Origin of the sequence: Streptomyces sp. NBC_01618, from assembly GCF_045209435.1 — a bacterium.
Taxonomy (GTDB): Bacteria; Actinomycetota; Actinomycetes; order Streptomycetales; family Streptomycetaceae; genus Streptomyces.
Map to the genome: position 1 here is coordinate 70,111 of NZ_CP109297.1, position 20,757 is coordinate 90,867.

Here is a 20,757-nt window from a genome sequence, read left to right on the forward strand (position 1 = left end):
CGGCCGCACGCCAGTTCTTCACACACCGTTCTCCATACCACTTGAGGGGAGGGCAGCCGTATGACCGACGTCCGGATTCTCGGTACGGGTGCCTATGTGCCGGAGCGAATCGTGTCCAATGACGAGGTCGCCGCGGCGGCGGGGGTCGACGACGCGTGGATCACCGGTAAGACCGGCATCCGGGAACGGCGATGGGCTGCCGACGGCCAGGCTACCTCGGACCTGGCCACCGCTGCGGGGCGTGCCGCGCTGCGGTCGGCCGGCATCACCGCCGAGGAGCTGTCCGTGATCGTGGTCGCCACGTCCACACCCGACCGGCCGCAACCGCCCACCGCCGCCTACGTCCAGCAGCGGCTCGGCGCGAGCGACGCGGCCGCGTTCGACGTCAACGCGGTCTGCTCCGGCATGGTGTTCGCGCTCTCCGCGGCCGAGGGCGTACTCACCCGCACCGGCGGCCACGCACTGGTCATCGGCGCGGACCTGTATTCCCGCATCCTGAACCGGGCCGACCGCAGGACCGTGATCCTTTTCGGGGACGGCGCCGGAGCGGTGATCCTGGGGTCGTCGGTCGACCACGGACCACGTATCCGGCACCTCGCGCTGCACTCGTTCGGCGAACTGTCGGGTCTCATCGAGGTGCCCGCCGGCGGCAGTCGCATGCCCGTGGACCAGACAGTCCTCGACGCAGGGCTTCAGTACTTCGCGATGGACGGGCGAGGCGTGCGGAACTTCGTCGGTGACCACCTGCCGCAGCTGGTCAAGGGATTCCTGCACGAATGCGGTGTCGTACCCGACGACATCGACCACTTTGTACCGCACCAGGCCAACGGCACCATGCTGGACAGCGTCTTCGCCGACTTGGAACTGCCTCGCGCGACCATGCACCGCACACTGACGCACTACGCCAACACGGGAGCCGCCTCCATCCCGATCACCCTGGACGCGGCCGCCCGCGCCGGCGCCTTCACCCCCGGCGACCTGATCCTCATGGCCGGCTTCGGCGGCGGCATGTCGGCGGGATTCGCGCTGGTTGAGTGGTGAGAGAACTCAGGCCGGTGGGTTGATGGGTGGGTGTCTCGTGCTGGCCCACCAGAGTGTTCGGAGGGGCTGCCCTTCGCAGCTCGTACGGCTTCACAGCGACGAACCGGAGCTCAGGATCCACCGATGACGACGCCGAATCGCTTCCCACTCGCATCCGGCGGACGCTCCTACGCTGTCACGGTTGACGGCCAGGAAGTGGGTGAGCACTTAGCCGGTGTGGGTGCCCACGCTGTTCGCCATGAGGTGCCTTGTGTCGTGCTGCAGCTGCGTTCCACAGCGATGCGGCCCGCCGGACTGGACCTTCTCGTTCGGGTCGAGGCGGGAGTGCCGCCCGAGCCCGGTCCGACTGCTGCGTACCCCTGGCCGCGCTGACCGCGTGCCAGGCGCCGGACGCGGTGGGCACGAAGGCCGCCCGCGGGGCGCGGGAGCCAGCGGCGTCGGCGAGCCGATCGACCGCGCCGCCGTCGGACCAGCCGCCCCCTCCTTCGCTGTTGTCCGGGACACCGCCGGGTTCCGGTCCAGCACACTTCCTGGCGGCTGTAGCGTCCCGGAGACACCCCTATTGCCCTCCCGGAACCCGTGAACGAGGCGCACCGCCGGGCATCACGGCCCGCCGTGTCGTCGCCATCTCCCAACGGTGAGGCGCTGCGGCGGATCGGCGCGCTCATCGACGCCGGGGCCGTGCATTTCGAGGTGCAAGCGCTCCTCCCGCTGGAGGGGCGGCGGAGGCTCATCCGCGTCAGCAGGGAAGGCCGGGTGCGCGGCAAGCTGATCCGCAGCCTCTGAGACAGCTTTCGGAGCGCAGAGCGGGGTCGAGAAGGGCCGGAGGGGTGGGCAATCGCGCTGCTCCGTAGCCGGCGTAGTCCGGCCGCCGGTCGCGAGCGGCGTGAGCAGTGCGCCGGAGATCCGGCGACCTCCTTGCCCCGGGTCCTGTCCGGCCGGTGTGGATGGGCGCCGAGTCCGCCGTGCGCTCGGCGGCGCCGCGGATTGTCTCCGGCCGTTGGCCCGGGGCCGGCGAAGCAGGCGCCGAGCGGGGACGGCGCCACCCCTCGCTGCCCCCCTTCCCGTCGCAGAGCCTCCGCGCCGGGGGCTGGCGGGACGACGACCGGTCTGGACTTCTCCGGGGCTGCCCCCGATTTCCTCGTACAGGTCGGCCGGGAGGACGACTGCAGATGCGTTACGTAGCGTGTCGGCTCGCGCCGAGTGCACCTGGCTGGTGAGCGGACGGTCCCATGGCGGCCCACGCAGTGATGGGGGGACCGCAGGCGAGCAGAGTCGTCCTGAGTTCCGCAGGAGCAGGGGCGCGGCGACAGCGGTGCGGCGAGCGCAGCACGGTCCTCGATCGACCGGGATCGAGAGGGGATGCAGCTGGACGGAGCCGGACGGTTGTGTCCGGGCAGGTCACCGTCGTCAGATCGGTTCGCGCTGGCGGCGTTTGACCTGCGGCCGGCAGGCCCTGCTCGTCCTGGCCCACCTGCGCTGCGGCGACACCTACGCCCGCCTCGCAGCAGGCTTCCGCGTCGGGATCGCCACGGCCTACCGATACATACGCGAGGCCGTCGACCTGCTGGCAGCCCTCGCGCCCACGCTGGAACAGGTCATGACGACCGTCCGGAAGAAGGCGTACGTGATCCTCGACGGCACCGTGCTGCCGATCGACCGCATCGCTGCCGACCGGCCGTACTACTCGGGGAAGAAGAAGCACCACGGGTTGACTTCCTCCCCCTCGTGAACGAGGGGGGTTCCTACGGCTCGCGCCGTGGGGGTTTCTGCTTCGTCGCCGACTGCCCGCCCGGAGAACTCCGTTGAGGTCTTACACCAGCTCCACAGACTGTTACCGCCAGCCCGGCGGCCAGAAGGTTCTTCGCTGCGTTCACGTCCCGGTCGTGGGTCGCTGCGCAGTCGCACGTCCAGGTACGGACGTTCAGCGGCATCTTCTCGGTGAGGGTGCCGCAGGCGGAGCACAGCTTGGACGAGGGGAACCATCGGTCGACGGCGATCACCTCGCGCCCGTACCAGGCGGCCTTGTACTCCAGCATGGAGCGGAACTCGCTCCAGCTCGCGTCCGAGATGGCTCGGGCGAGCGTGTGGTTCTTGACCATGTTGCGCACGGTCAGGTCCTCGATCACGAGCGTTTGGTTTTCACGCACGAGCCGAGTGGTCAGCTTGTGGAGCAGGTCACGGCGACGGTCGGCGATCCTCGCGTGGATCTCGGCGACCTTGCGCCGGGCCTTGGCCCGGTTGGCGCCGTCGCCCTGGCCTTGCGGGACAGTTTCCGCTGAGCTTTGGCGAGTCGGGCGCGGTCTTGGCGTTCGTGCCGGGGGTTGGCGATCTTCTCCCCGGTGGAGAGGGTCAGCAGGTGGTCCAGGCCGACATCGATTCCGAGCGCGCTGTCGGTGGCGGGGAGGGGCTGGATGGACGGGTCGTCACACAGCAACGAGACGAACCAGCGTCCCGCCGCGTCCTGGGAAACGGTCACCGTGGACGGCCTCGCCCCCTCGGGGAGCGGCCGGGACCACACGATGTCCAGCGGTTCGGTCATCTTCGCCAGGGTCAGCGCCCCGTCACGGAAGCGGAACCCGCTGGTGGTGTACTCCGCCGACTTCCGCGACTTCTTCCGCGACTTGAAGCGCGGGTACTTCGCCCGCTTGCCGAAGAAATTGGTGAACGCGGTCTGCAGGTGCCGCAGCGTCTGCTGGAGCGGCACCGACGAGACCTGGTTGAGGAACGCCAGCTCCTCGGTCTTCTTCCACGCCGTCAGCATCGCCGACGTTGCGTTGTAGTTGACCCGCTCCTGCCGCACCCGTGCCTCCGTGCGGGCGGCGAGCGCCAGGTTGTAGACCTTCCGCACGCAACCGAACGTGCGCGACAGCTCGGCTGCCTGCGCATCAGTCGGATAGAAGCGGTACTTGAACGCCCGCTTCACACAGCTCGCGGTCACGCTCACAAACTAGCGGTGCTGCGAGTTAAGATCAAATCTGCGGGTCACAGCACGGCCTTCCGCCCCGGGGGCGAAACTCCGCTCCTTACCCTGCTCCGCAGGAGTCCGTTTCCTCCCCGCCCTGAAGGGCGGAGTATCCACGGAGGAATCCGATGAACGTGCAAGTCCTCGCCGATCCCGCCGGACGCCTGATCTGGGCCTCGGACGCACTGCCGGGAGCCACACACGACCTGACCGCGGCGCGAGTCCACGGCATTCCCGCCACCCTCGCCGAAGACGACATCAAGTGCTGGGCCGACAAGGCGTGTCAGGGCGCTGACCCTGCGATCCGTGTCCCGTTCCGGGGCAAGCACCTGCGCGGCTGGCGCCGACGTCACAACCGCGATCACGCCAAGATCCGCAGCCTCGGCGAACGCGCCATGGCCATTCTCAAGTCCTGGCGGCTCCTGCGGAAGCTCCGCTGCGGCACCACTCGGATCACAGCCGTCGTCCGTGCCGTCGTCGCCCTCGAACTCGCCACCTGATCAAGATGGAAAAGGCTCATTCCTTTGTGATCCTCGAAACGTCGGCAAGGTGTGGCCCCGGGCGGCCGGGCCCGCACGATCCATGATCGCCCATGTGAAATCCATAGGGGTCCGTGGAGAACCGATCTGTCGTGCGGGATCGCCCGGCCGTTACTGTCAGGCTGTCCGCAGATTCACCGTGACCTCGCGTACGGGCGCCGAGCCGTCGGCGCGGTCGTTCTGTTCGGGAGATTGACTGTGTCGCGTAAAGCTGCAACCGAAAATGTTGCCTGGGAGAAGGTGGCGAACTCCATCGAGTTCGTGCCTGCCGAGTATTCCAGCAGGAACCAACCGGAATCCGTGGCTCAGGAAATGCTGCGCTGCGAGCCGGAAGAGATCGACAGGCTCGTCGACGCGGGGCTTCCGTTCGAGCGGCGATCCGGGGTGCGCTGTTTCGACGCCAACGATCTGTACAACCTCGGCATGTACTCGAACAGTGCGAGGACGCAGCCGGAGCTGACTTTCCGTCTGCTCTTCCGGTTCGCCCGGCGGCCGGTGGACGATCTCCTGCGTGCCAAGGAATGGGACTTCCGGGTCGCGCTGGAATGCGTCGACTGCCCGGAAGAGGCTCCCTGGCGTCTGGAGGAGCCGGACGTCCTCCGGTTCGGCGGGAGCGTCGCCGGTGTGACGGGGCCGTCGGTGAGCCGGGGGTCGGCGCAGTACGCGGCGACGGTGACGACGACCGGCGCCCGGACCCCGGTGGTCTCGCCCGTGCTGCGGCGGCTGACCGGCGAGTACCTGGACGCCGGCTACCGCTGGCAGATGATCCCCGTACCCATGCAGGCGCACCCGGATCAGGTGCACGCCATGGGCGCCACGAGCTGCATCGCGGCGAGTCTGCACCTGGCCGAGAGCTTTCGCGCGGCCGGGTACCGGGCCGAGGCGAAGCGGGGCTGGTTCTGCGGTGTGCTCGGTGGGGCCCTCGACCTGCCGCACGCGTGCGTCGAGGTCGAGGACGACGACGGTGCGGTCAAGACCGTCGACATCGCCAAGGCCCAGCTGGCCGCCCGACTCTCGCCGGACACCGAGCAATTCCAGGAACTGTGCGTCGGGTCGATCTACAACAAGGTGATTCCGTCCACGGCATCCGGGAATGCGCCCTTCGGCTATCACGACTGCGGTTCGCAGCTGCCGATCCAGGTTCATACGGATATCCAGGCAGTGCGTTGAATACGGAAGCTCGCTTCACTCTACGGGGAAGATGAGAATACATGGCCGTACGAGACATTGAGCCGATCTCACTCGACCTGGATCGGCTCGAGCAAATGGCCGAATCTAGCTACTACAATCCGTACACGATTTTCGACTGGCCCGAGAAGATCGAGCCCGAAAAGCCGTGGATGAGTGAGAATCTGACCACGCTGGCGGGCACGCCGATGTGGGACGAGCTCACCCGTGATCAGCAATTGGAGCTGACCAAGTACGAAGCGATCAACTTCTTCAGCCTCAACATTCACGGCATCCGTGAATTGATGAGCGAAGTGGTGATGCGCATCCACGAGCGGGCCTATGCGGACGTCTCGGAGTTTCTGCACCACTTCATCGGCGAAGAGAACGAGCACATGTGGTTCTTCGCCCGGTTCTGCCTGCGGTACGGCGGCAAGCTGTACCCGGCGCAGCCGACGTTACGGGCCGATTCCGTGTCCCACCTCTCGCCGGTGGCCCGTGAGGCGATCATCTTCGCGCGCATCCTGATCTTCGAGGAGATCGTCGACTACTTCAACGCGTACATGGCGGCCGACGAGGCCCTGCCGCACATCGCCCGCGAGATCAACCGCGTGCACCACCAGGACGAGAGCAGGCACGTCGCGTTCGGCCGGATGATCTTCACCGATCTGCTGGGCCAGGTGGCCAAGCGCGACCCGGCGGAGGTGCCGGCGGTCGCCGCGTACCTGGAGAGCTATCTCCAGTACAGCATCGGCACCCTCTACAACCCCGCCGCCTACCGCGACGCGGGCATCCCGGACGGGCTGGCGCTGCGGCGGCGCGCGCTGGAGCACCCCGCCCGGCTGCTGGCGCACGATCAGATCCTGAAGCGGACCAGGAAGTTCCTGACCAGGGCGGGCGCCGGAAAGGAACTGATCGTATGACGGCCGATCCGATGCAGGACGTCCGGGCCTTCATCCTGGAGCGCAACCCGACGATCGGCCTGCTGGCCCCCCAGATGGATCTGATCGACAGCCGGGCCATCAACTCCCTGGCCTTCGTCGACTTCATCTTCCTGCTGGAGGAGCTGACCGGCGAGTTGATCGATCCGGAAGATCTGGACCTGGACGACTTCCGCAGCCTCGATGCGATCGAAGCCCGATTCTTCAAGCAGAAGGCAGTGCAATGACCACGACGACCGACAACGGCCTGAAAGTACTCGACGGCGGCCAGCTGCGGTTGTTGCGGGCGATCGACACGGCGTTCCTGCGCCTGGCCCGCACCTGGGAGGCCCCGGAGTACCGGTTCCCGTTCCTGATCGGGAGCAAGGACCTCGACACCTTCGACTACTTCGACAACTTCCCCCATCTGGGGCTGGCGGCCACCCGGCTGGATCCGAAGCGCCTCGGGGCCCTGCTGGCCGAAGCGCCCCGGCCGTTGGACCGGATTCCGGCCGAGGTGATGGAGCCGACCGGCTTCGCGCTGCCGTCGGCCGCGTGCTACGCGATCTACCTCGATCTGGCCGGCTCCGAGCTGCCCCCGGACGGGACGCTGCGGACCACGCTCGGAACCTGCTTCCGCAACGAGGACCACTACGACGGTCTGCAGCGGCTCCTCGGCTTCTCCATGCGGGAGATCGTCTTCATCGGACCCGAGGACGGGGCCAAGCAGCATCTGCTCCGTGCCAAGGACGCCGTGACGACCCTGTGCGCCGAGCTCGGGCTGGACGTCCATCTGGAGGTCGCCACCGATCCGTTCTTCGACAAGAACGGCGGCAAGGCCAAGATGCAGCGTCTGTTCCCGGTGAAGGAGGAGTTCGTCGTCGACGGGCTGGCGATCGGCTCGGTGAACTACCACCGGAACTTCTTCGGCGAACGGTGCTCGATCCGGGCCGGCGACGACCTGGCGCACACCAGCTGTCTCGCCTTCGGCCTGGAGCGCTGGGTGCACGCCCTGACGGAGCGGTTCGGCAGCGCCGAGGCCGCCGTGTCCGCGGTGGAGCGTCTGGGCTGATGCGGAACACGCTGGCCGGGGTGCTCGGCATCGAAGTGAGCCTGCTCCAGTCGGGCATGGGAGGTGTCGCGGGGCCGGAACTGGCGTGCGCGGTGTCCAACGCCGGCGCGGCGGGCTGCGTGGGCGGCTACAAACTGGTCGGCGACGGGCTGTCGGCCGTGCTCGCCCGGCTGACCGCGGGGACCGACCGGCCCGTCGGCGTGAACCTCATTCCGGAGGTGGTCGGGCCACAAGAGCTGGACCGGCAGGTCACGCAGGTGCTCGACGAGACGCCCCGGCATGTGTACCTGTCCCTCTTCGGCATGCCGGACGACGCCGTGTTCGATCGGATCAACGCGGCGGGACGGCACCTCGTCGTCCAGGTCGGGACCGTGCAGGACGGTGTGCGGGCCGCCGGACACGGCTCCGTGGTGGTGGCGCAGGGTATCGAGGCGGGCGGCCATCTCCTGGGCGAGGCGAGCCGGGACGCCATGGTCACCGCGTTGCGCGAGGAACTGCCGGAGGCCTGCATCGTCGCCGCTGGCGGCATCGGATCACCGGCCAAGGCCGCCAGGGTCCTGTCCGCGGGCGCCGACGGCGTACTGCTCGGCACCGCCTTCGTCGTCGCGCACGAGTCGCGGGCCCACTCCTACTTCAAGAGAGCGGTGAGCACCGCCGACGAGACCGACACGGTGATCTCCGACGTCTACGAGATCGGGTGGCCGGGCAGGCGTCACCGTGTGCTGGAGACGTCCGCCACCCGCGACGCGAAACAGGCCAGGAAATTCATCGGCCGGACGGTGGTCGAGGGAAAGCCGTATCTGATACCGCGGTTCAGCGCCGCGGCGCCGACGGAGGCGACCAGCGGCCGGATCGAGGAAATGGCGATGTACTGCGGGCTGTCCTGCGGCGCCATTTCCGGCGGACAGCCGGCGGCCGAGATCGTCGCCGACTTCGCTCGCATCCTTCGAGGTGTCGAGATCTTCGAAACAGGAACAGGATAGAGATTCCATGTCAATCGTCGAGAACATGTCCCGGCTGGATCTGTCATACCGTGACGACGCGCCGCGAATTCGCACCAGGGAGGGCGTGGAGCTCTACTGCGAGTCCCGCGGTGAAGGCACCGTCATCACCCCGCTCCCCAATCTCGTCGCGACCGCGCCGATCTGGCGCGGGTTCACCGAGGAACTGGCCCAGCACCACCGCGTCCTGGTGTACGACCTGGCCAATCACGGGGCCTCCTCGCGGGTCGAGAAGGAGCCGACCTGGGAGGAGCACGCGGCCGATCTGATCGCGATGCTCGACGCGCTGGAGATCGAGTCGACCTATCTGATCGGCTCGTCCACCACCACGGTCTTCGCCCGGGACATGGCGCTGTGGCACCCGGACCGCGTCAAGGGCCTGGTGCTGTCGGGCCCGGTCTTCGGCCCCCAGGGCATGCGCCGCCAGAAGCAGTTGCAGCGGAACTGGCTGCGGACGCTGGAGAGCCACGGTCTCGCGGCCGTGTTCGACCACCTCTACCCCGAGATGTTCAGCTCGGAGATGAACGAGGCGCTCGGCACCCCGGGCTTCCTGGGGCTGCGGGAGGCCTTCATGGCGGTCTCCGACCCGGAGGAGCTGGCCCGGAGCTTCAAGAGCGCCGCGAACGACTCCCACAGCCCCGACCTGCCGCCGCGTATCGCCGCACCCACGCTGGTCGTCGTGGGCGACGACGACATCCTGCTGAGCCCGACGGGCGCCCAGGAGCTGGCCGACCAGTTCCAGGACGGCACCTGCCGGATCATGCCGAAGGCCGGGCACCAGCCCTTCTTCGACGACGCCGGGGCCTTCCAGTCCATCATCCTCGAATTCGTCAAGGACGTGGAATCGCGTGTCTGACGGGACACTCGAGGTCCGGCAGCGCATCCGGGCGCTGCTCGTCGATCTGTTCGGCAACGACCGCCTCGTCGGCAATGTGTCGGACACCGTGTCCCTCCGTCAGGCGGGCATGTCCTCCACCGCGCTGGTCAGCCTGCTGGTGGCGATGGAGGACGCGTTCGGCTTCGAATGGGACGAGGACGTCCGGCCCGAGGCGCTCCGCTCGATCGAGTCGCTGGCCGACCACGTCGTGTCGCTGCGTTGACCGAGGCGTACGGAGCGGCGGGGCTGGAGGTTCCTGCCGGCGCGGCTGCGGCGGGCGTATGGGCCCGATGGCGGCCGGTGCACCGGCCGTTCGGGCCGCGTCAGCAGTTCACGGCGGGCCGCCGGGCGGCCTCGGCGGCGCTGGCGGCGGCCGGGGCGGCCGATCGGATCGTCCCCCGTGATCCCGGCGGCCGGCCCCGCTTCCCGCGCGGATTCGCCGGATCCATCTCCCACACCGACCACCTGGCGGTCGCGGTGGTGGTCCCCGGCGCGGCGGCGGTCGGCGTGGACATCGAGAGCGCGGTCATCAGCCCTCGCGCGACCGCGTTCGTCCTGAGCGGGCAGGAGAGGCTGAAACTGCTGCCGTCGGCCGGAAAATACACGCCGCGTGAGTTGTTCGCGGCCAAGGAAGCGGCTTTCAAAGCGCTGTCCGGCACCGGGTCTCTGGGCGATTTCCTGTTCTGGCGGATCGAACTGCGCCCTGCCGACGGCGCTTTGACCGCGTCCTACCGCGGAGTTCCGGTAACCGTGTGGATCAACTCCGACGAGGATCTATCGCTCGCCCTGGCCATTTCGCCCGGGTGAGTTCTCCACAACTCACGATCACAGGTGCAATTGTCACTATTTCCTGATCAATCAGATTGGTAGCCTCCCATTTGGCCGGCAGAAGGGCCGACAGAAGGCTCGGGGAATGCGCGGCGATCGTGGGGGGCTGGTACGCGTCATGACGAAGCATAAGGTGCCGAACAGGCTGTTACGGGGACTGCTGGCCGAGGCGGGCTGGACCGAGGACTTCCTCGCCCGGCAGGTCAACGCGGTGGCCGCCGAGTCCGGTGTGGTGATGCGGCTGGACCGGCGGTCGGTGACGCACTGGCTGGCCGGCCGGCGCCCCCGTTCGCCGGTGCCCGAGCTGATCGCCGAGGCGATCTCGCGCGGGCTGCGCCGTCCGGTCGGCCTCGCCGACCTGGGGCTCGCCGGGCCGGCCACCGGTCCGGCCGTCCGGGAGGAGTGGGAGCCGAGACCTCGCTCCCGCGCCGCTGTCGACCGGCCGCCGGACGCCGATGCCCCGCCCCGGGACGTCGGTTCGGTGCTGGCCGGCCTGGCGCAGTCCGGCGAGAGCCGGCGTCGGATGCTGTCCGCCACCGCCTACCGCGTCGCCGCTCTCGACGTGCCCGGGTGGGCGCAGGCCGCGGCCGGTCCGCCCGGGCTGCCGCCATGGCCGGACCCGTCGTGCGCGCAGCGGCTGGAGCCGGGGCAGGTGGCCACGGCCGAGCAGATGGTACGGCTCTTCTCCGACCTCGACGACTCCTTCGGCGGTGGCCACGCCCGCGCGGAACTGTCCTGCTATCTGGCCTTCGACATCGCTCCCAGGCTTCATGCCGCCGGGACTCCGGCGCTGCGGCGCAGGTTCTTCACGGCCGCCACGCAGCTCACCTATCTGGCCGCGTTCATGTGCTTCGACGATGGGTGCCACGGGCTGGGCCAGCAGTACTACCGGGCCGCTCTGAGGCTGGCCGGCGAGAACAACGACCCGGCCGGCTACGCCGTCACACTGCGGGGGCTGTCGGTTCAGGCGCAGAGTCTGGGGCACCGTCAGCACGCCGTCGACCTCGCCGAGTCCGCGGCGACGATCAGCAGGGCCGCCACCGGACCGGCCCGCCAGGCGTTCTTCCTGGGCCAGGTCGCGGTGGCCGCCGCCGCGGCGGGGAACCGGCACCACGCGCTGACCGCGATCTCGGGCGCGGAACGGCGTCTGGACCAGGCGTGCTCCCGGACGGCGGCGGACGGCGGTGGTGCCATGGGCCGGTACCACCCCGCGTCGCTGGCGAACCAGGAGGCGGCCGTGCGGGCGCTGCTCGGTGACCGTAAGGGAGCGATCGCCACGCTCACCGAAGCCGCCCGCCACCGGCCGCAGCGGGAGCGCCGCTCGCGCGCCCTCGGCCACGCCCGGCTTGCCGGGCTGCATCTGGATCAGGGCGATCTCGACCAGGCCGTCACCGTCTGGCACGCCTTTCTCGACGACTCGACGTTCCTGACGTGCGGGCGCGCCACCATCGCGATGAACGTCCTGCGATCCCGGCTTCATCCGCAGCGCACCCACCGCGCCGTCAGGCAGTTGCTGGTCCGCACCGCCACCGCCTGGACTCCGGAGACGGTGGCCTCGTAAGTGCCGACGACATCCAATTCAGCCATCCGAGGTGAATGATCATGAATCGAACGATGCGGGTGGAGCGCTTCTCCGTCAGCGGGGTCCGGCCGGGGGAGATCGTGGTGGCCACCGGAACAACGCATCCCGAGCGGGGAACGGTCGGCTCGCCCGCGGCTCCGCTGCTCGCCGCGGCGCTGGGACGCGGCGAACCCGATCCCGGCGGACGGCGGATCCGGCTCCATCCGATGGACGGGACAGCAGAAGCCTCCGGCACCGGCGACGCGGTGCTCGTGATGGCCTCCTACCTGGAGCTGGACGGCCGGGCCGTCGGCCTGGGCGCGGCCGCGCACGCGGATGATCGCCCGGCCGTGGACATATGCGCGGAGCTTGTCGCGCAGTGGGCCGGGCTGTTGCGGTCGCGCCGTCTGCTGGTGGCGGCGCCCGAACCCGACTGCGCGGGTGCCCGGGCGGGTGTCGAGGCCACCCTCCGGGCGGCCCGCGAGGCGCGGCGGGACGTGCCGGTGTACGTGTACGGCCGGCCGGTCGCCGCGGTCGACCGGATCGCGCGGCTCACCGAGGCCGGTGTCGCGTTCGCGGACGATCTGGACGCCGTACCGGACAGCGGAGTGGTGGCGTTCCCGCCGCACGGCGTACCCCTGCCGGTGCGGGCGGAGGCCGCCGCACGCGGGCTCGGGGTGGTGGACACGACCTGCCCGCTGGCCGCTCTGGCCCATCGCGACGTCGAGGCCTACGCCCACCGTGGCGACACGGTGGTGCTGATGACCGGGGCCCGCGACACCGCGGGGGAATGGGTGTCGGTGTCGCAGGCCCCGGAGTCGGTGCTGACGATGCGGGATGCCGCACAGGCGTCCGATCTTCAGCGGTTCGGGGTCGATCCGGAGAGGCTTTCCCTCGTGGTGCAGACCGGGATCTCGGTCGATGACGCGGCCGGCATGATCACTGCTCTGCGCGAGCGCTACCCCCGTGTGCGCGGGCAGCACTACGACGCGCTCTGCTACGCCGCCACCGACCGGGCGGCGGCCGTCCGCTCGGTGGCCGAGGCCGTCGACCTCACGCTGGTCCTGGGGGCCGCCGACGATCCGGACGCCGGTCATCTGGAGGCGGAAGCCGCCGCGGGCGGCCGGGCCGTCCGCCGCCTGGCGGCCGCGGGTGATCTCACGGCCGCCTGGCTGACCGGTGTGAACGCGATCGGCGTGGTTCCCGCCCGGTCGGCCCCCGGGGCGCTGATGCCCCAGGTGCTCGATGCCCTGGCGGGGCTGGGGCCGCTCTCCGTCACCAACCGGGAGGTCAGGACCGGCCCCCGCCCGGGTGTCGACGGTGCGGCGCCCGGCTTTCCCGCCCTGCCGGGCGGGACCGTCGTCGACGCGTGAGATCCGGTTCATGACGTGGCGTTCGCCGACCGTTCCTCGCCGACTTCGCCGGCCTTCGCTTCGGCCTCCGGCCTGGGCGCCTTGATGTTCGGCAGGGCCAGCGCGATCAGGGAGGCGACCACCATGACGCCCGCACAGATCAGGAAGGCGACGCTGTACCCGTGAACGAGCGCCTCGACGGGATCGGAGTCGCCGACCGCGTCGGTGGTCGCGGTGGCGGCGATGGTGGTCAGCACGGCGAGGCCGACGGCTCCGCCGACCTGGCGGGAGGTGTTGAGCAGCCCGGAGGCCGCACCGGCGTCCTCGGGATCGACGTCGGAGGTGCCGGTGAGCGTGATCGACAGGAGCAGGAAGCCCAGGCCGATGCCGACGATCAGGGTCGGCCCGAGGATATGGGCCAGGAAGACCGGGGGACGGGCGGGCACCGCGGCCAGCCAGGCCATACCGGCCGCGACCACGAGCCCACCCATGATGATCAGGTTTCGGGGGCCGAGGACGAGGACGAGCTTGCGGGAGACGAAGCCGCCGACGATGACGATGAGGGTCACCGGAACCATGGCCATACCGGCTCGCAGGGCGCTGTAACCGATGGCCTGCTGCAGGTACAGGGAGATGAAGAAGAAGGAAGCGTTGAGGACCACTCCCAGCATGAGCATGATCAGGTTTCCGAGCAGCAGACTGCGCAGTCGGAGCAGCGCCCGGGGGATGAGCGGCTGGGAGCTGGTCAGCTGCACGGCCACGAAGCCCGCGATGAGGACCGCCGCCGCGCCGAGGGCGATAAGGACGTTGGAGGACCCCCACCCGTCGGCCGACGCCTGCGAGAGCCCGTAGGTGAGCGCCCCGATGCCCAGCGTCACGCAGAGGGTGCCGGGGAGATCGAGCCGGACCGGCTTGGTGCCGATCCGGGCGGGGAGCAGGCACCAGAGTGCCGCGGCGAACAGCGCGATGCCGGGGGGAATGTTGATGAAGAGCACCCACCGCCAGTTCAGCTCGCTGGTGAGCACGCCGCCGAGGAGTACGCCGGCCGTGCCGGCGAACGCGATGGTGATGCTCCACAGGGCCAGGGCGCGCTGCCGCTGGGTCTCGTCGGTGTGACTCGTGGTGATGAGGCTCAGGCTGGTGGGCGTGAGCGCGGCGGCGCCGACGCCCTGGATGAACCGGGACACGATCAGCATGGTCGGGTCGGTCGCCAGGCCGCCCGTGAGGCTGGCGGCGGTGAAGGCGATCATGCCGAACAGGAACACCCGTTTGTGGCCGAACAGGTCGCCCGCCCTGGCGGCCAGCAGCAACAGACCGCCGAGAGTGACCAGATAGCCGGTGACGACCCACTGCTGCTGGCTGACCGACATGTCCAGTGCGTCGCGCATCTGCGGCAGCGCCAGCGTGACGATCGTCGTGTCGAGCACCACCATGAAGAGCGCCACGCACGAGATGGCCACCACGACGCCGAGCGGCAGATTCGGCCGCAGGACCGCGGGGGTGGGTGGTGACTCTAAGGATGCAGACATTGCGCCTCCTGGTGAACGCCGTTCACCGTGAACGTTGTTTACTGTGAACAGCGTTTACGTTAGCTATATGATTCGGGGGTTGTCAACGATGGAGCGACCCATGCTGCTGCGAAAGGCCGACGTGGTCGAAGGGGCCCTGAAATTTCTCGACACCGAAGGGCTCGACGGACTGACCATGCGCAAGCTCGGTGCTGCGCTCAACGTGCACGGAGGAGCCCTCTACCGGCACTTCCCGAACAAGGCGGCCCTGCTGGAGGCGATGGCCAACAAGCTCACCGAGGGGGTCGGGGTCCCCTTGCCCGAGGCTCCCTGGCGCGATCAGATCTATGTCCTGGGCCAGCGGTTCCGGACGGCCATGCTGGCGCACCGAGACGGAGCGCGCCTGGTCAGCGGCACCCATGCCACCGGCGCCAACTCGATCACCGCCGGGAGTCTCGTCGTCGACGTCCTCTGCGGCGCGGGCCTGGCCCCCGCCCAGGCCGGATCCCTGGCCTTCTCCCTCTACTACTACGTACTCGGCCACACCCTCGACGAACAGAACCAGGCCCACGCGCCGGACGAGGGGTGGCAGAGCGGTGAGAACCCGCTCGCGAGCGCGCTGTCGCCCCAGTACGCGGAGGCCTTCGGCTCCCTCATGAACACCGACCCGGCGGAACGGTTCGCGTACGGGCTCAACACCTTCATCGAGGGCGTCGCGAGCCGGATCCCGTCGGCGACCGCTACCGCGCCCCGGGCACCCGCCCCACGCGCGTCCAGTACCGGGCCACGATGACCTGGGCCTCGGTGAGGGCGAACACGTCACCGATGCACTTGCGGTTCCCGGCGCCGAAGGGCAGGTAGGCGCCCTTGCGCGGAGTGGTCGACATGGTGAGCCACCGGTCCGGCTCGAAGCTGTCGGGGGCGTCGAAGTAGCGGGCGTCCCGGTTCAGCAGGAAGGGGCTGTACGACAGCTCGGTGCCGGCCGGTACGGGCAGCCCGCCAAGCGTGGTGTCGACGGCGGCGCGACGACTGAGCAGCCAGGCCGGCGGGTAGAGGCGCAGACCCTCGGCGACGACGTTGCGGGTGTACGGCAGCTTCCTCAGGTCCGCGGCCGTCACCGGGCGGCCAGCCAACATTTCGTCGAGTTCCGCGTGCAACTTGGCGGCGACCTGCGGGTACTCGTGCAGCAGGTGGAAGATCCACGACATCAAGACGGCGGTGGTCTCCGCGCCTCCGAGGAGCAGGGTGATGGACTGGTCGTGCAGTTCCTGGTCGGTGAAGCGCGTCCCCTGGGACGCACCGCGCCCAGAGTAGCGGCCCGCTCGACGCCGACGCCGGCCCTTCGAAGGTTCCGGTGCCGCGGCGGGCCCGTCGGCGGGCGTTGCGCCGTCGAGGTCGGCCAGGTCGGCGGCGAGGTGGCGCAGGTGCCAGTCCTCGTGCGCGCACGCCCCGTGGCACTTCACCCCACCAAGGCGCCGGGCGCCGGGCGCGTACAGCACGTGCCGGGTGTGATCCCGGTAGTTCTTCGTGTGGACGGCCGTCTGCTCGGCGCCCGGGTTGAGCCGGACGATCCAGAAGGCGTCGCCGTCCTGGTCCTGGAACTGCCAGGTCATGCGGATCTCGGCGGCGATGGCGAGGTCCGGCCAGTCGACGGCGCCGCCGGTGTCCTGCCCCTGCCAGGTGTGCAGGTGCACGCTGCTGCGGCCGGCGGCCGAGTCGGCGATCCACATTCCGGGGGTCCGAGCCCCGCACCGGCATCGACCCGTTCATGCACCTGGTCGCCCAGGTCATGAGCCAAGAGCCGTACGCCAGCGCCGAGCGCGTCTTCTGGATCGTGGACAACGGCTCCTCCCACCGCGGGCAGAAGGCAGCCGACCGGCTGACCAGCGCTTTCCCGAACGCGGTCATGGCCCACACCCCGGCCCATGCCTCCTGGCTCAACCAGGTGGAGATCTACTTCTCCGTCGTGCAGCGCAAGGTCGTGTCACCCAGCGACTTCACCGACCTTGCCCAGGTCGGGAACCGGCTCCGAGCCTTCGAAGACCGCTACAACGTCACAGCACAGCCGTTCCAGTGGAAGTTCACCACCTCCGACCTGGACGATCTGCTGGCCAGACTCGACCGGCACACCGCCGATCACCAGGAAGAATCCTCCGCCGGGCCAGCTACATGATCAACCCCCGAAGGACTTCCGAACGCGACCACTTAGCCAAGGGGATCTCCGCTGCCGCAACAGCGGCCGTGGTGAACGCGAAGTCCGCCGACTTCTCTTCCACCTCGGCGTCGGCGTCAGCACTGGCGGGGGCATTGTCCGCCTCGGCCGCGGCGTCTGCTCCCGTGGTGTGCGGGGCGAGGGTACGGCGTCGCTTGAGGACGACCAGGTCCTCAACGGTGGTGGCCGCAGCCAGCACCGGCGAATGGGTGGTGATGACGACCTGGATGCGTCCCAGGGGCGCTCCCTCAGCGGGCGGCGGTACTGCTGGGAGCGCAGGGACTGAGCCCTCAGATGGTCCAGCAGCAGAATCTGCAGCTGAGGAGATGCGCCTCGGGCTCCTCCACCAGAAACAGTGTCAAATCCGCGTCCCGGGCGGCTTCCAGCTCGGCCAGCACGGTGGCGATGTACAGCAGGTTGGCACAGCCCAGGCCGGAGCGTGTGATGTCTTCAACGGCCAGGCCCTGATCACTCATCCGGGTACGCAGCGCCCGGGCGATGGACACCAGCGTCGGGTCCGCGAACGACAGTCCCATGTGCTGGGGATGCGCCCCGGCGGTCAGCAGCCCGAGTGGGTCGTTGATCCTTTTGCGGGCCGCCTTGATCTTCTCGTGCTCTTCAAGACTCCTGAAGTGATCGGCCTGCTCCCGCTCGAAGTCCTTGATGGCTTCCTCCGCACCCAGCTCTGCGGCGAGGATCAACCGCAGCCGGTTTCCGGCACTGGAAGCCAGCTCCTGCTGGGCGTTGCGCATCGGCAGCAGGTAGACGTGCCGGATCGCGCGGCGCGCCTCCGGCTCCGGATCAACCAGTAGCCGGCCCGCCGACCACACCGGACGCTGCGGCCGGGCATCGGCAGGCGGCCGGGTGAACTGCACGGTGTAGCGGGCTCGGTGGCCCTCTGAGGGTCCGGGTTCCTCGGCCGCCGGCACCAGGGCCTGCAGGTGGGTGCCCGGCCTCGGCGGGCGTCAACCCTCCGTAAACGGCGGTCAGTTCCGCGCCGCTCTCCGCCCACGGATGGACGTCTTCAGCCTCCCACCACCTGCTGCGCCGGCCATCCAGCGGGTCGGTCAGCAGACGAAGCACGTCGATGAAGTTCGACTTACCCGCATTGTTCTCCCCCACCACGACCGTGACGCCCTGCCGCAGCGGAACGTCCATGTCCAGCAACGACTTGAAACCCTTGGCTCTGACACGCCCCAGATACAACTTCCACCACCGCGCCCACGAGGACGTGTTCCTGCGGGAACTCGTCTCCGTGATCCGTCAGCGCGGCCGGGCAGTGGCCGAAAATAGCTGGCCGAACCGCCGGCGAACGGGAAACACACCAGGTGGAATTCACTGCCGGAAGCGGCGACGGTTCTTCTCGGCCAGGGGTTTTCGTCACGCGCGAGCACCGTCATCGCATCACCTCCGCACAAGGCGGGTGTGGCCACCGGAGCCATGGGACGCGTCCCGCTCGGAATGGAGAGCGCGCACCACGTGGCCCATCCGAGGAGGAGTGGCTCGATCTCTACTCACCGCGTGGCTTTATTCTTTCTTTACCTTCCTGAGGAGTTCCGAGAAGAACTCAACTGCCTTGCGACAATGCCGTGTTCGGGTTGCACGCCACCGGGTATCGGGGTTGAATCGCTGACATGTCCTTACGTCCATCCCTGCTGTCCATGCGCATTACCGTCGCATTCCAGTCCATGCTGGTGCTCGTTCAGGTCGCCCTGGCGGGAGGTTTCCTGGGCGGTCACTTCGACATGCTGGCCATCCACGGATCGCTCGCCGTCGTCATCGTCGTGGTCGCCCTTCTGATGACGGTCGCCGCCTTCTTCGTACGACGCTCGGGCGGGCCCAAGTCGGTTCTCCCCGCCTCGGCCGTCGTGCTCCTGGCACTCGTGGGCCAGGTGATGCTCGGCGTCACCCGGAGCGTCACCCCCCACGTCCTGCTCGGCGTCGTCCTCGTCTCCGCCATTGCGCTGCTGTCCCAGCGCGTGATGACCACCCCGCTGCCCGCCAAGATCCCCTCCGCCTCCTCCCGGAGCGAGGACGTGCAGCCGGAGCCGGTCAAGTGAGGCGGCGCACACTGCTCGGTGCGGGCGGTGCGGTGCTCGGCGCCGGCGCCGTGACCGCGGCCGGCTGGCCGCTGCTGAGTGACTACGTGCGCGAGGGCCGCCCCGGCAAGGTGCTGACCAGCGAGACCGAGCTGCCGGCCGCCTTCCGCACGCCCCTGCCGGTCCCAAAGGTCCTGGAGCCGGTGTCGACGAGCGGCACCACCGACACATACGAGATCACCCAGCGCCACGCCGAGCTGGAGATCCTGCCCGGTCTGCGCACCAAGGCATGGACGTACGGAGGCACCTTCCCGGGGCCGACGATCGTCTCGCGCTCGGGGCGCCGCACCGTGGTGCGCCACCGCAACGAACTCGACCGCCCCAGCGTCGTCCATCTGCACGGCGGCCACACGCCGGCGGCCAGCGACGGGTATCCGACCTCCCTGATCCTGCCTGCCGACGGCTCGTACGACGCGCACCGTGTCCACCAAGACATGAGCGGCGGCGCGCACGGCATGACGATGGACCACGGCGCGATGGACCTCACCGAGGGCACTCGCACCTACACGTATCCCTTCGACCAGCGCGCCGCGACGCTCTGGTACCACGATCACCGCATGAGCTACACCGGTGTCGCCGTCTGGATGGGGCTCGCCGGGTTCCATCTCGTGCACGACGACGAGGAGGAGAGGCTGCCGCTGCCGCGCGGCGAGCGGGACATCCCGCTGATGATCACGGACCGTTCGTTCGCCGCGGACGGGTCGTTCCGGTACCCGTGGGTGGACAGTGAGTTGCGCACCCCCGGGGTCACCGACGCCTACATGAACGGGGTGCTCGGTGACGTCATCCTGGTCAACGGCGCTCCCTGGCCGGTGCACGAGGTGGACCGGCTGCGCTACCGGCTTCGCTTCCTCAATGGCTCCAACGCCCGCATGTACAAACTGGAGTTGGATCCTCAGCCGGAGGGCGGCGGCGGTTTCGTGCAGATCGGCAGCGACGGCGGGCTGCTCGACGCACCCCGCCGGCACGACACACTGGAGATCGCCCCGGCCGAACGCTTCGACGTCGTGGTCGACTTCTCCCGCTACCGGCCGGGGACCCGGGTACGCCTGGTCAACCGCTTCGGAGACGGCTCCACGGCACAGGTCATGCGCTTCGACGTCGGCTCCGGCTCCCCCCGGGACGACACGACGGTGCCGCAAAAGCTGAGCAAGGTGGCCCGGCTCGACCCGGCCCGCGCCGCGGTCACCCGCGACTTCCACTTCCGCGGCTCCAGCGCGGGCTGGACGATCAACGGCAAGGAGTACGAGCCTGGGCGCGCGCTGGCCCGGCCCCGTCTCGGGCAGGTCGAGGTGTGGCGGTTCACCACGAACTTCCACCACCCCATCCATCTGCACCTGGACCACTTCCAGGTGGTGTCGCGCAACAACGGCGGCATCGGGGCGTTCGACCACGGCTGGAAGGACACCGTGGACCTGGGCCCGGCCGAGGCCGTCGAGGTAGTCACCCGGTTCACGGACTACGCCGGCGCCTTCATGATCCACTGCCACAACCTGGAGCACGAGGACATGGCCATGATGGGCGATTTCGTCACCGAATAGCACCGCACCGCACCGCACTCACCGTCAGGAGGCGCCGCCGGCCATGTTCGGGACCACGCGGGAACGCATTCTCG

The 20,757-nt window shown here is 69.1% G+C and carries 21 protein-coding genes and 3 pseudogenes; 18 read left to right on the plus strand and 6 right to left on the minus strand.

Annotation, left to right across the window (positions count from 1 at the left end):
• The first annotated feature begins 60 nt into the window (after window positions 1-60).
• From OH735_RS00315 to OH735_RS00325, 3 genes and pseudogenes are all read left to right on the plus strand, one after another.
• Window positions 61-1,041: a 3-oxoacyl-ACP synthase III family protein gene (locus OH735_RS00315; protein ID WP_406378422.1), complete on the plus strand. Its 981-nt coding sequence runs from the start codon at window positions 61-63 to the stop codon at window positions 1,039-1,041.
• Window positions 1,042-1,656: 615 nt separating this feature from the next.
• Window positions 1,657-1,827, plus strand: coding sequence for a hypothetical protein (locus OH735_RS00320; RefSeq protein WP_406378424.1), 171 nt, complete (start codon window positions 1,657-1,659; stop codon window positions 1,825-1,827).
• A gap of 565 nt (window positions 1,828-2,392) precedes the next feature.
• Window positions 2,393-2,755: pseudogene (locus OH735_RS00325) on the plus strand (transposase family protein); the annotation flags it as partial.
• 31 nt (window positions 2,756-2,786) lie between these two features.
• Here OH735_RS00325 and OH735_RS00330 read toward each other — a convergent pair.
• Window positions 2,787-3,988 (minus strand): annotated as a pseudogene (locus OH735_RS00330) (RNA-guided endonuclease InsQ/TnpB family protein).
• A gap of 134 nt (window positions 3,989-4,122) precedes the next feature.
• Between OH735_RS00330 and OH735_RS00335 the strand changes: the two are divergent.
• The 11 genes and pseudogenes from OH735_RS00335 to OH735_RS00385 all read left to right on the plus strand — a co-directional run.
• Window positions 4,123-4,506: pseudogene (locus OH735_RS00335) on the plus strand (transposase family protein); the annotation flags it as partial.
• 339 nt (window positions 4,507-4,845) lie between these two features.
• Window positions 4,846-5,715, plus strand: coding sequence for a hypothetical protein (locus OH735_RS00340; protein ID WP_406378426.1), 870 nt, complete (start codon window positions 4,846-4,848; stop codon window positions 5,713-5,715).
• A 41-nt stretch (window positions 5,716-5,756) separates the two neighbouring features.
• Window positions 5,757-6,635, plus strand: coding sequence for a diiron oxygenase (locus OH735_RS00345; RefSeq protein WP_406378427.1), 879 nt, complete (start codon window positions 5,757-5,759; stop codon window positions 6,633-6,635).
• Window positions 6,632-6,880 (plus strand): acyl carrier protein, encoded by a 249-nt coding sequence (locus OH735_RS00350; protein ID WP_406378429.1) that lies wholly within the window; start codon window positions 6,632-6,634, stop codon window positions 6,878-6,880. The genes OH735_RS00345 and OH735_RS00350 overlap by 4 nt, the downstream gene beginning before the upstream one ends.
• Window positions 6,877-7,704, plus strand: coding sequence for a hypothetical protein (locus OH735_RS00355; protein WP_399462971.1), 828 nt, complete (start codon window positions 6,877-6,879; stop codon window positions 7,702-7,704). Before OH735_RS00350 ends, OH735_RS00355 begins: the two co-directional genes overlap by 4 nt.
• Window positions 7,704-8,687 carry an NAD(P)H-dependent flavin oxidoreductase gene (locus OH735_RS00360; protein ID WP_406378431.1) on the plus strand — a complete coding sequence of 328 codons (984 nt, stop codon included), beginning with the start codon at window positions 7,704-7,706 and terminating at the stop codon, window positions 8,685-8,687. The genes OH735_RS00355 and OH735_RS00360 overlap by 1 nt, the downstream gene beginning before the upstream one ends.
• A gap of 7 nt (window positions 8,688-8,694) precedes the next feature.
• A complete protein-coding gene (locus OH735_RS00365) occupies window positions 8,695-9,561 on the plus strand; it encodes an alpha/beta fold hydrolase (RefSeq protein WP_406378433.1) in 867 nt (288 codons plus the stop codon).
• A complete protein-coding gene (locus tag OH735_RS00370) occupies window positions 9,554-9,805 on the plus strand; it encodes a phosphopantetheine-binding protein (protein WP_406378435.1) in 252 nt (83 codons plus the stop codon). Before OH735_RS00365 ends, OH735_RS00370 begins: the two co-directional genes overlap by 8 nt.
• Window positions 9,802-10,389, plus strand: a complete 588-nt coding sequence (locus tag OH735_RS00375; protein ID WP_406378437.1) for a 4'-phosphopantetheinyl transferase superfamily protein — start codon at window positions 9,802-9,804, stop codon at window positions 10,387-10,389. Before OH735_RS00370 ends, OH735_RS00375 begins: the two co-directional genes overlap by 4 nt.
• A 139-nt stretch (window positions 10,390-10,528) precedes the next feature.
• Complete coding sequence (locus OH735_RS00380) at window positions 10,529-11,971, plus strand: hypothetical protein (protein WP_406378439.1); 1,443 nt, start codon at window positions 10,529-10,531, stop codon at window positions 11,969-11,971.
• A gap of 41 nt (window positions 11,972-12,012) precedes the next feature.
• Complete coding sequence (locus tag OH735_RS00385; RefSeq protein WP_406378440.1) at window positions 12,013-13,344, plus strand: hypothetical protein; 1,332 nt, start codon at window positions 12,013-12,015, stop codon at window positions 13,342-13,344.
• Window positions 13,345-13,352: 8 nt separating this feature from the next.
• Here OH735_RS00385 and OH735_RS00390 read toward each other — a convergent pair whose 3' ends face one another.
• Entirely contained in the window at window positions 13,353-14,852 is a 1,500-nt protein-coding gene (locus OH735_RS00390; protein ID WP_406378442.1) for a DHA2 family efflux MFS transporter permease subunit, read from the minus strand.
• Window positions 14,853-14,952: 100 nt separating this feature from the next.
• Between OH735_RS00390 and OH735_RS00395 the strand changes: the two genes are divergently transcribed.
• Window positions 14,953-15,624 carry a TetR/AcrR family transcriptional regulator gene (locus OH735_RS00395; protein ID WP_406378444.1) on the plus strand — a complete coding sequence of 224 codons (672 nt, stop codon included), beginning with the start codon at window positions 14,953-14,955 and terminating at the stop codon, window positions 15,622-15,624.
• Here OH735_RS00395 and OH735_RS00400 read toward each other — a convergent pair.
• A complete protein-coding gene (locus tag OH735_RS00400; RefSeq protein WP_406378446.1) occupies window positions 15,572-16,561 on the minus strand; it encodes a cytochrome P450 in 990 nt (329 codons plus the stop codon). The two genes, OH735_RS00395 and OH735_RS00400, sit on opposite strands and share 53 nt — an antisense overlap.
• 38 nt (window positions 16,562-16,599) lie before the next feature.
• Here OH735_RS00400 and OH735_RS00405 point away from each other — a divergent pair, with 38 nt between their 5' ends.
• Window positions 16,600-17,004 (plus strand): transposase, encoded by a 405-nt coding sequence (locus OH735_RS00405; protein WP_406378448.1) that lies wholly within the window; start codon window positions 16,600-16,602, stop codon window positions 17,002-17,004.
• On the opposite strand, the gene OH735_RS00410 is transcribed toward OH735_RS00405, so the two are convergent.
• The 3 genes from OH735_RS00410 to OH735_RS00420 all read right to left on the minus strand — a co-directional run bounded on the left by OH735_RS00410 (window position 16,997) and on the right by OH735_RS00420 (window position 18,249).
• A complete protein-coding gene (locus OH735_RS00410; RefSeq protein ID WP_406378450.1) occupies window positions 16,997-17,242 on the minus strand; it encodes a hypothetical protein in 246 nt (81 codons plus the stop codon). The two genes, OH735_RS00405 and OH735_RS00410, sit on opposite strands and share 8 nt — an antisense overlap.
• Window positions 17,243-17,333: 91 nt before the next feature.
• On the minus strand, window positions 17,334-17,918 hold the full coding sequence (locus OH735_RS00415) for a hypothetical protein (protein WP_406378452.1): 585 nt from the start codon (window positions 17,916-17,918) through the stop codon (window positions 17,334-17,336).
• Window positions 17,845-18,249, minus strand: a complete 405-nt coding sequence (locus OH735_RS00420; protein WP_406378454.1) for an AAA family ATPase — start codon at window positions 18,247-18,249, stop codon at window positions 17,845-17,847. Before OH735_RS00420 ends, OH735_RS00415 begins: the two co-directional genes overlap by 74 nt.
• A gap of 428 nt (window positions 18,250-18,677) precedes the next feature.
• Here OH735_RS00420 and OH735_RS00425 point away from each other — a divergent pair, with 428 nt between their 5' ends.
• Both OH735_RS00425 and OH735_RS00430 read left to right on the plus strand, forming a co-directional pair.
• Window positions 18,678-19,103 carry a hypothetical protein gene (locus tag OH735_RS00425; RefSeq protein WP_406378456.1) on the plus strand — a complete coding sequence of 142 codons (426 nt, stop codon included), beginning with the start codon at window positions 18,678-18,680 and terminating at the stop codon, window positions 19,101-19,103.
• Window positions 19,100-20,683 (plus strand): multicopper oxidase family protein, encoded by a 1,584-nt coding sequence (locus OH735_RS00430; protein WP_406378457.1) that lies wholly within the window; start codon window positions 19,100-19,102, stop codon window positions 20,681-20,683. Before OH735_RS00425 ends, OH735_RS00430 begins: the two co-directional genes overlap by 4 nt.
• Window positions 20,684-20,757 lie beyond the last annotated feature (74 nt).

Coding starts and splice junctions, on each gene's coding strand:
- OH735_RS00315 (WP_406378422.1), top strand. CDS start 61: ATGACCGACGTCCGGATTCTCGGTACGGGTGCCTATGTGCCGGAGCGA.
- OH735_RS00345 (WP_406378427.1), top strand. CDS start 5,757: ATGGCCGTACGAGACATTGAGCCGATCTCACTCGACCTGGATCGGCTC.
- OH735_RS00350 (WP_406378429.1), top strand. CDS start 6,632: ATGACGGCCGATCCGATGCAGGACGTCCGGGCCTTCATCCTGGAGCGC.
- OH735_RS00355 (WP_399462971.1), top strand. CDS start 6,877: ATGACCACGACGACCGACAACGGCCTGAAAGTACTCGACGGCGGCCAG.
- OH735_RS00360 (WP_406378431.1), top strand. CDS start 7,704: ATGCGGAACACGCTGGCCGGGGTGCTCGGCATCGAAGTGAGCCTGCTC.
- OH735_RS00365 (WP_406378433.1), top strand. CDS start 8,695: ATGTCAATCGTCGAGAACATGTCCCGGCTGGATCTGTCATACCGTGAC.
- OH735_RS00380 (WP_406378439.1), top strand. CDS start 10,529: ATGACGAAGCATAAGGTGCCGAACAGGCTGTTACGGGGACTGCTGGCC.
- OH735_RS00385 (WP_406378440.1), top strand. CDS start 12,013: ATGAATCGAACGATGCGGGTGGAGCGCTTCTCCGTCAGCGGGGTCCGG.
- OH735_RS00390 (WP_406378442.1), bottom strand. CDS start 14,852: ATGTCTGCATCCTTAGAGTCACCACCCACCCCCGCGGTCCTGCGGCCG.
- OH735_RS00395 (WP_406378444.1), top strand. CDS start 14,953: ATGCTGCTGCGAAAGGCCGACGTGGTCGAAGGGGCCCTGAAATTTCTC.
- OH735_RS00400 (WP_406378446.1), bottom strand. CDS start 16,561: ATGTGGATCGCCGACTCGGCCGCCGGCCGCAGCAGCGTGCACCTGCAC.
- OH735_RS00405 (WP_406378448.1), top strand. CDS start 16,600: ATGCACCTGGTCGCCCAGGTCATGAGCCAAGAGCCGTACGCCAGCGCC.
- OH735_RS00425 (WP_406378456.1), top strand. CDS start 18,678: ATGTCCTTACGTCCATCCCTGCTGTCCATGCGCATTACCGTCGCATTC.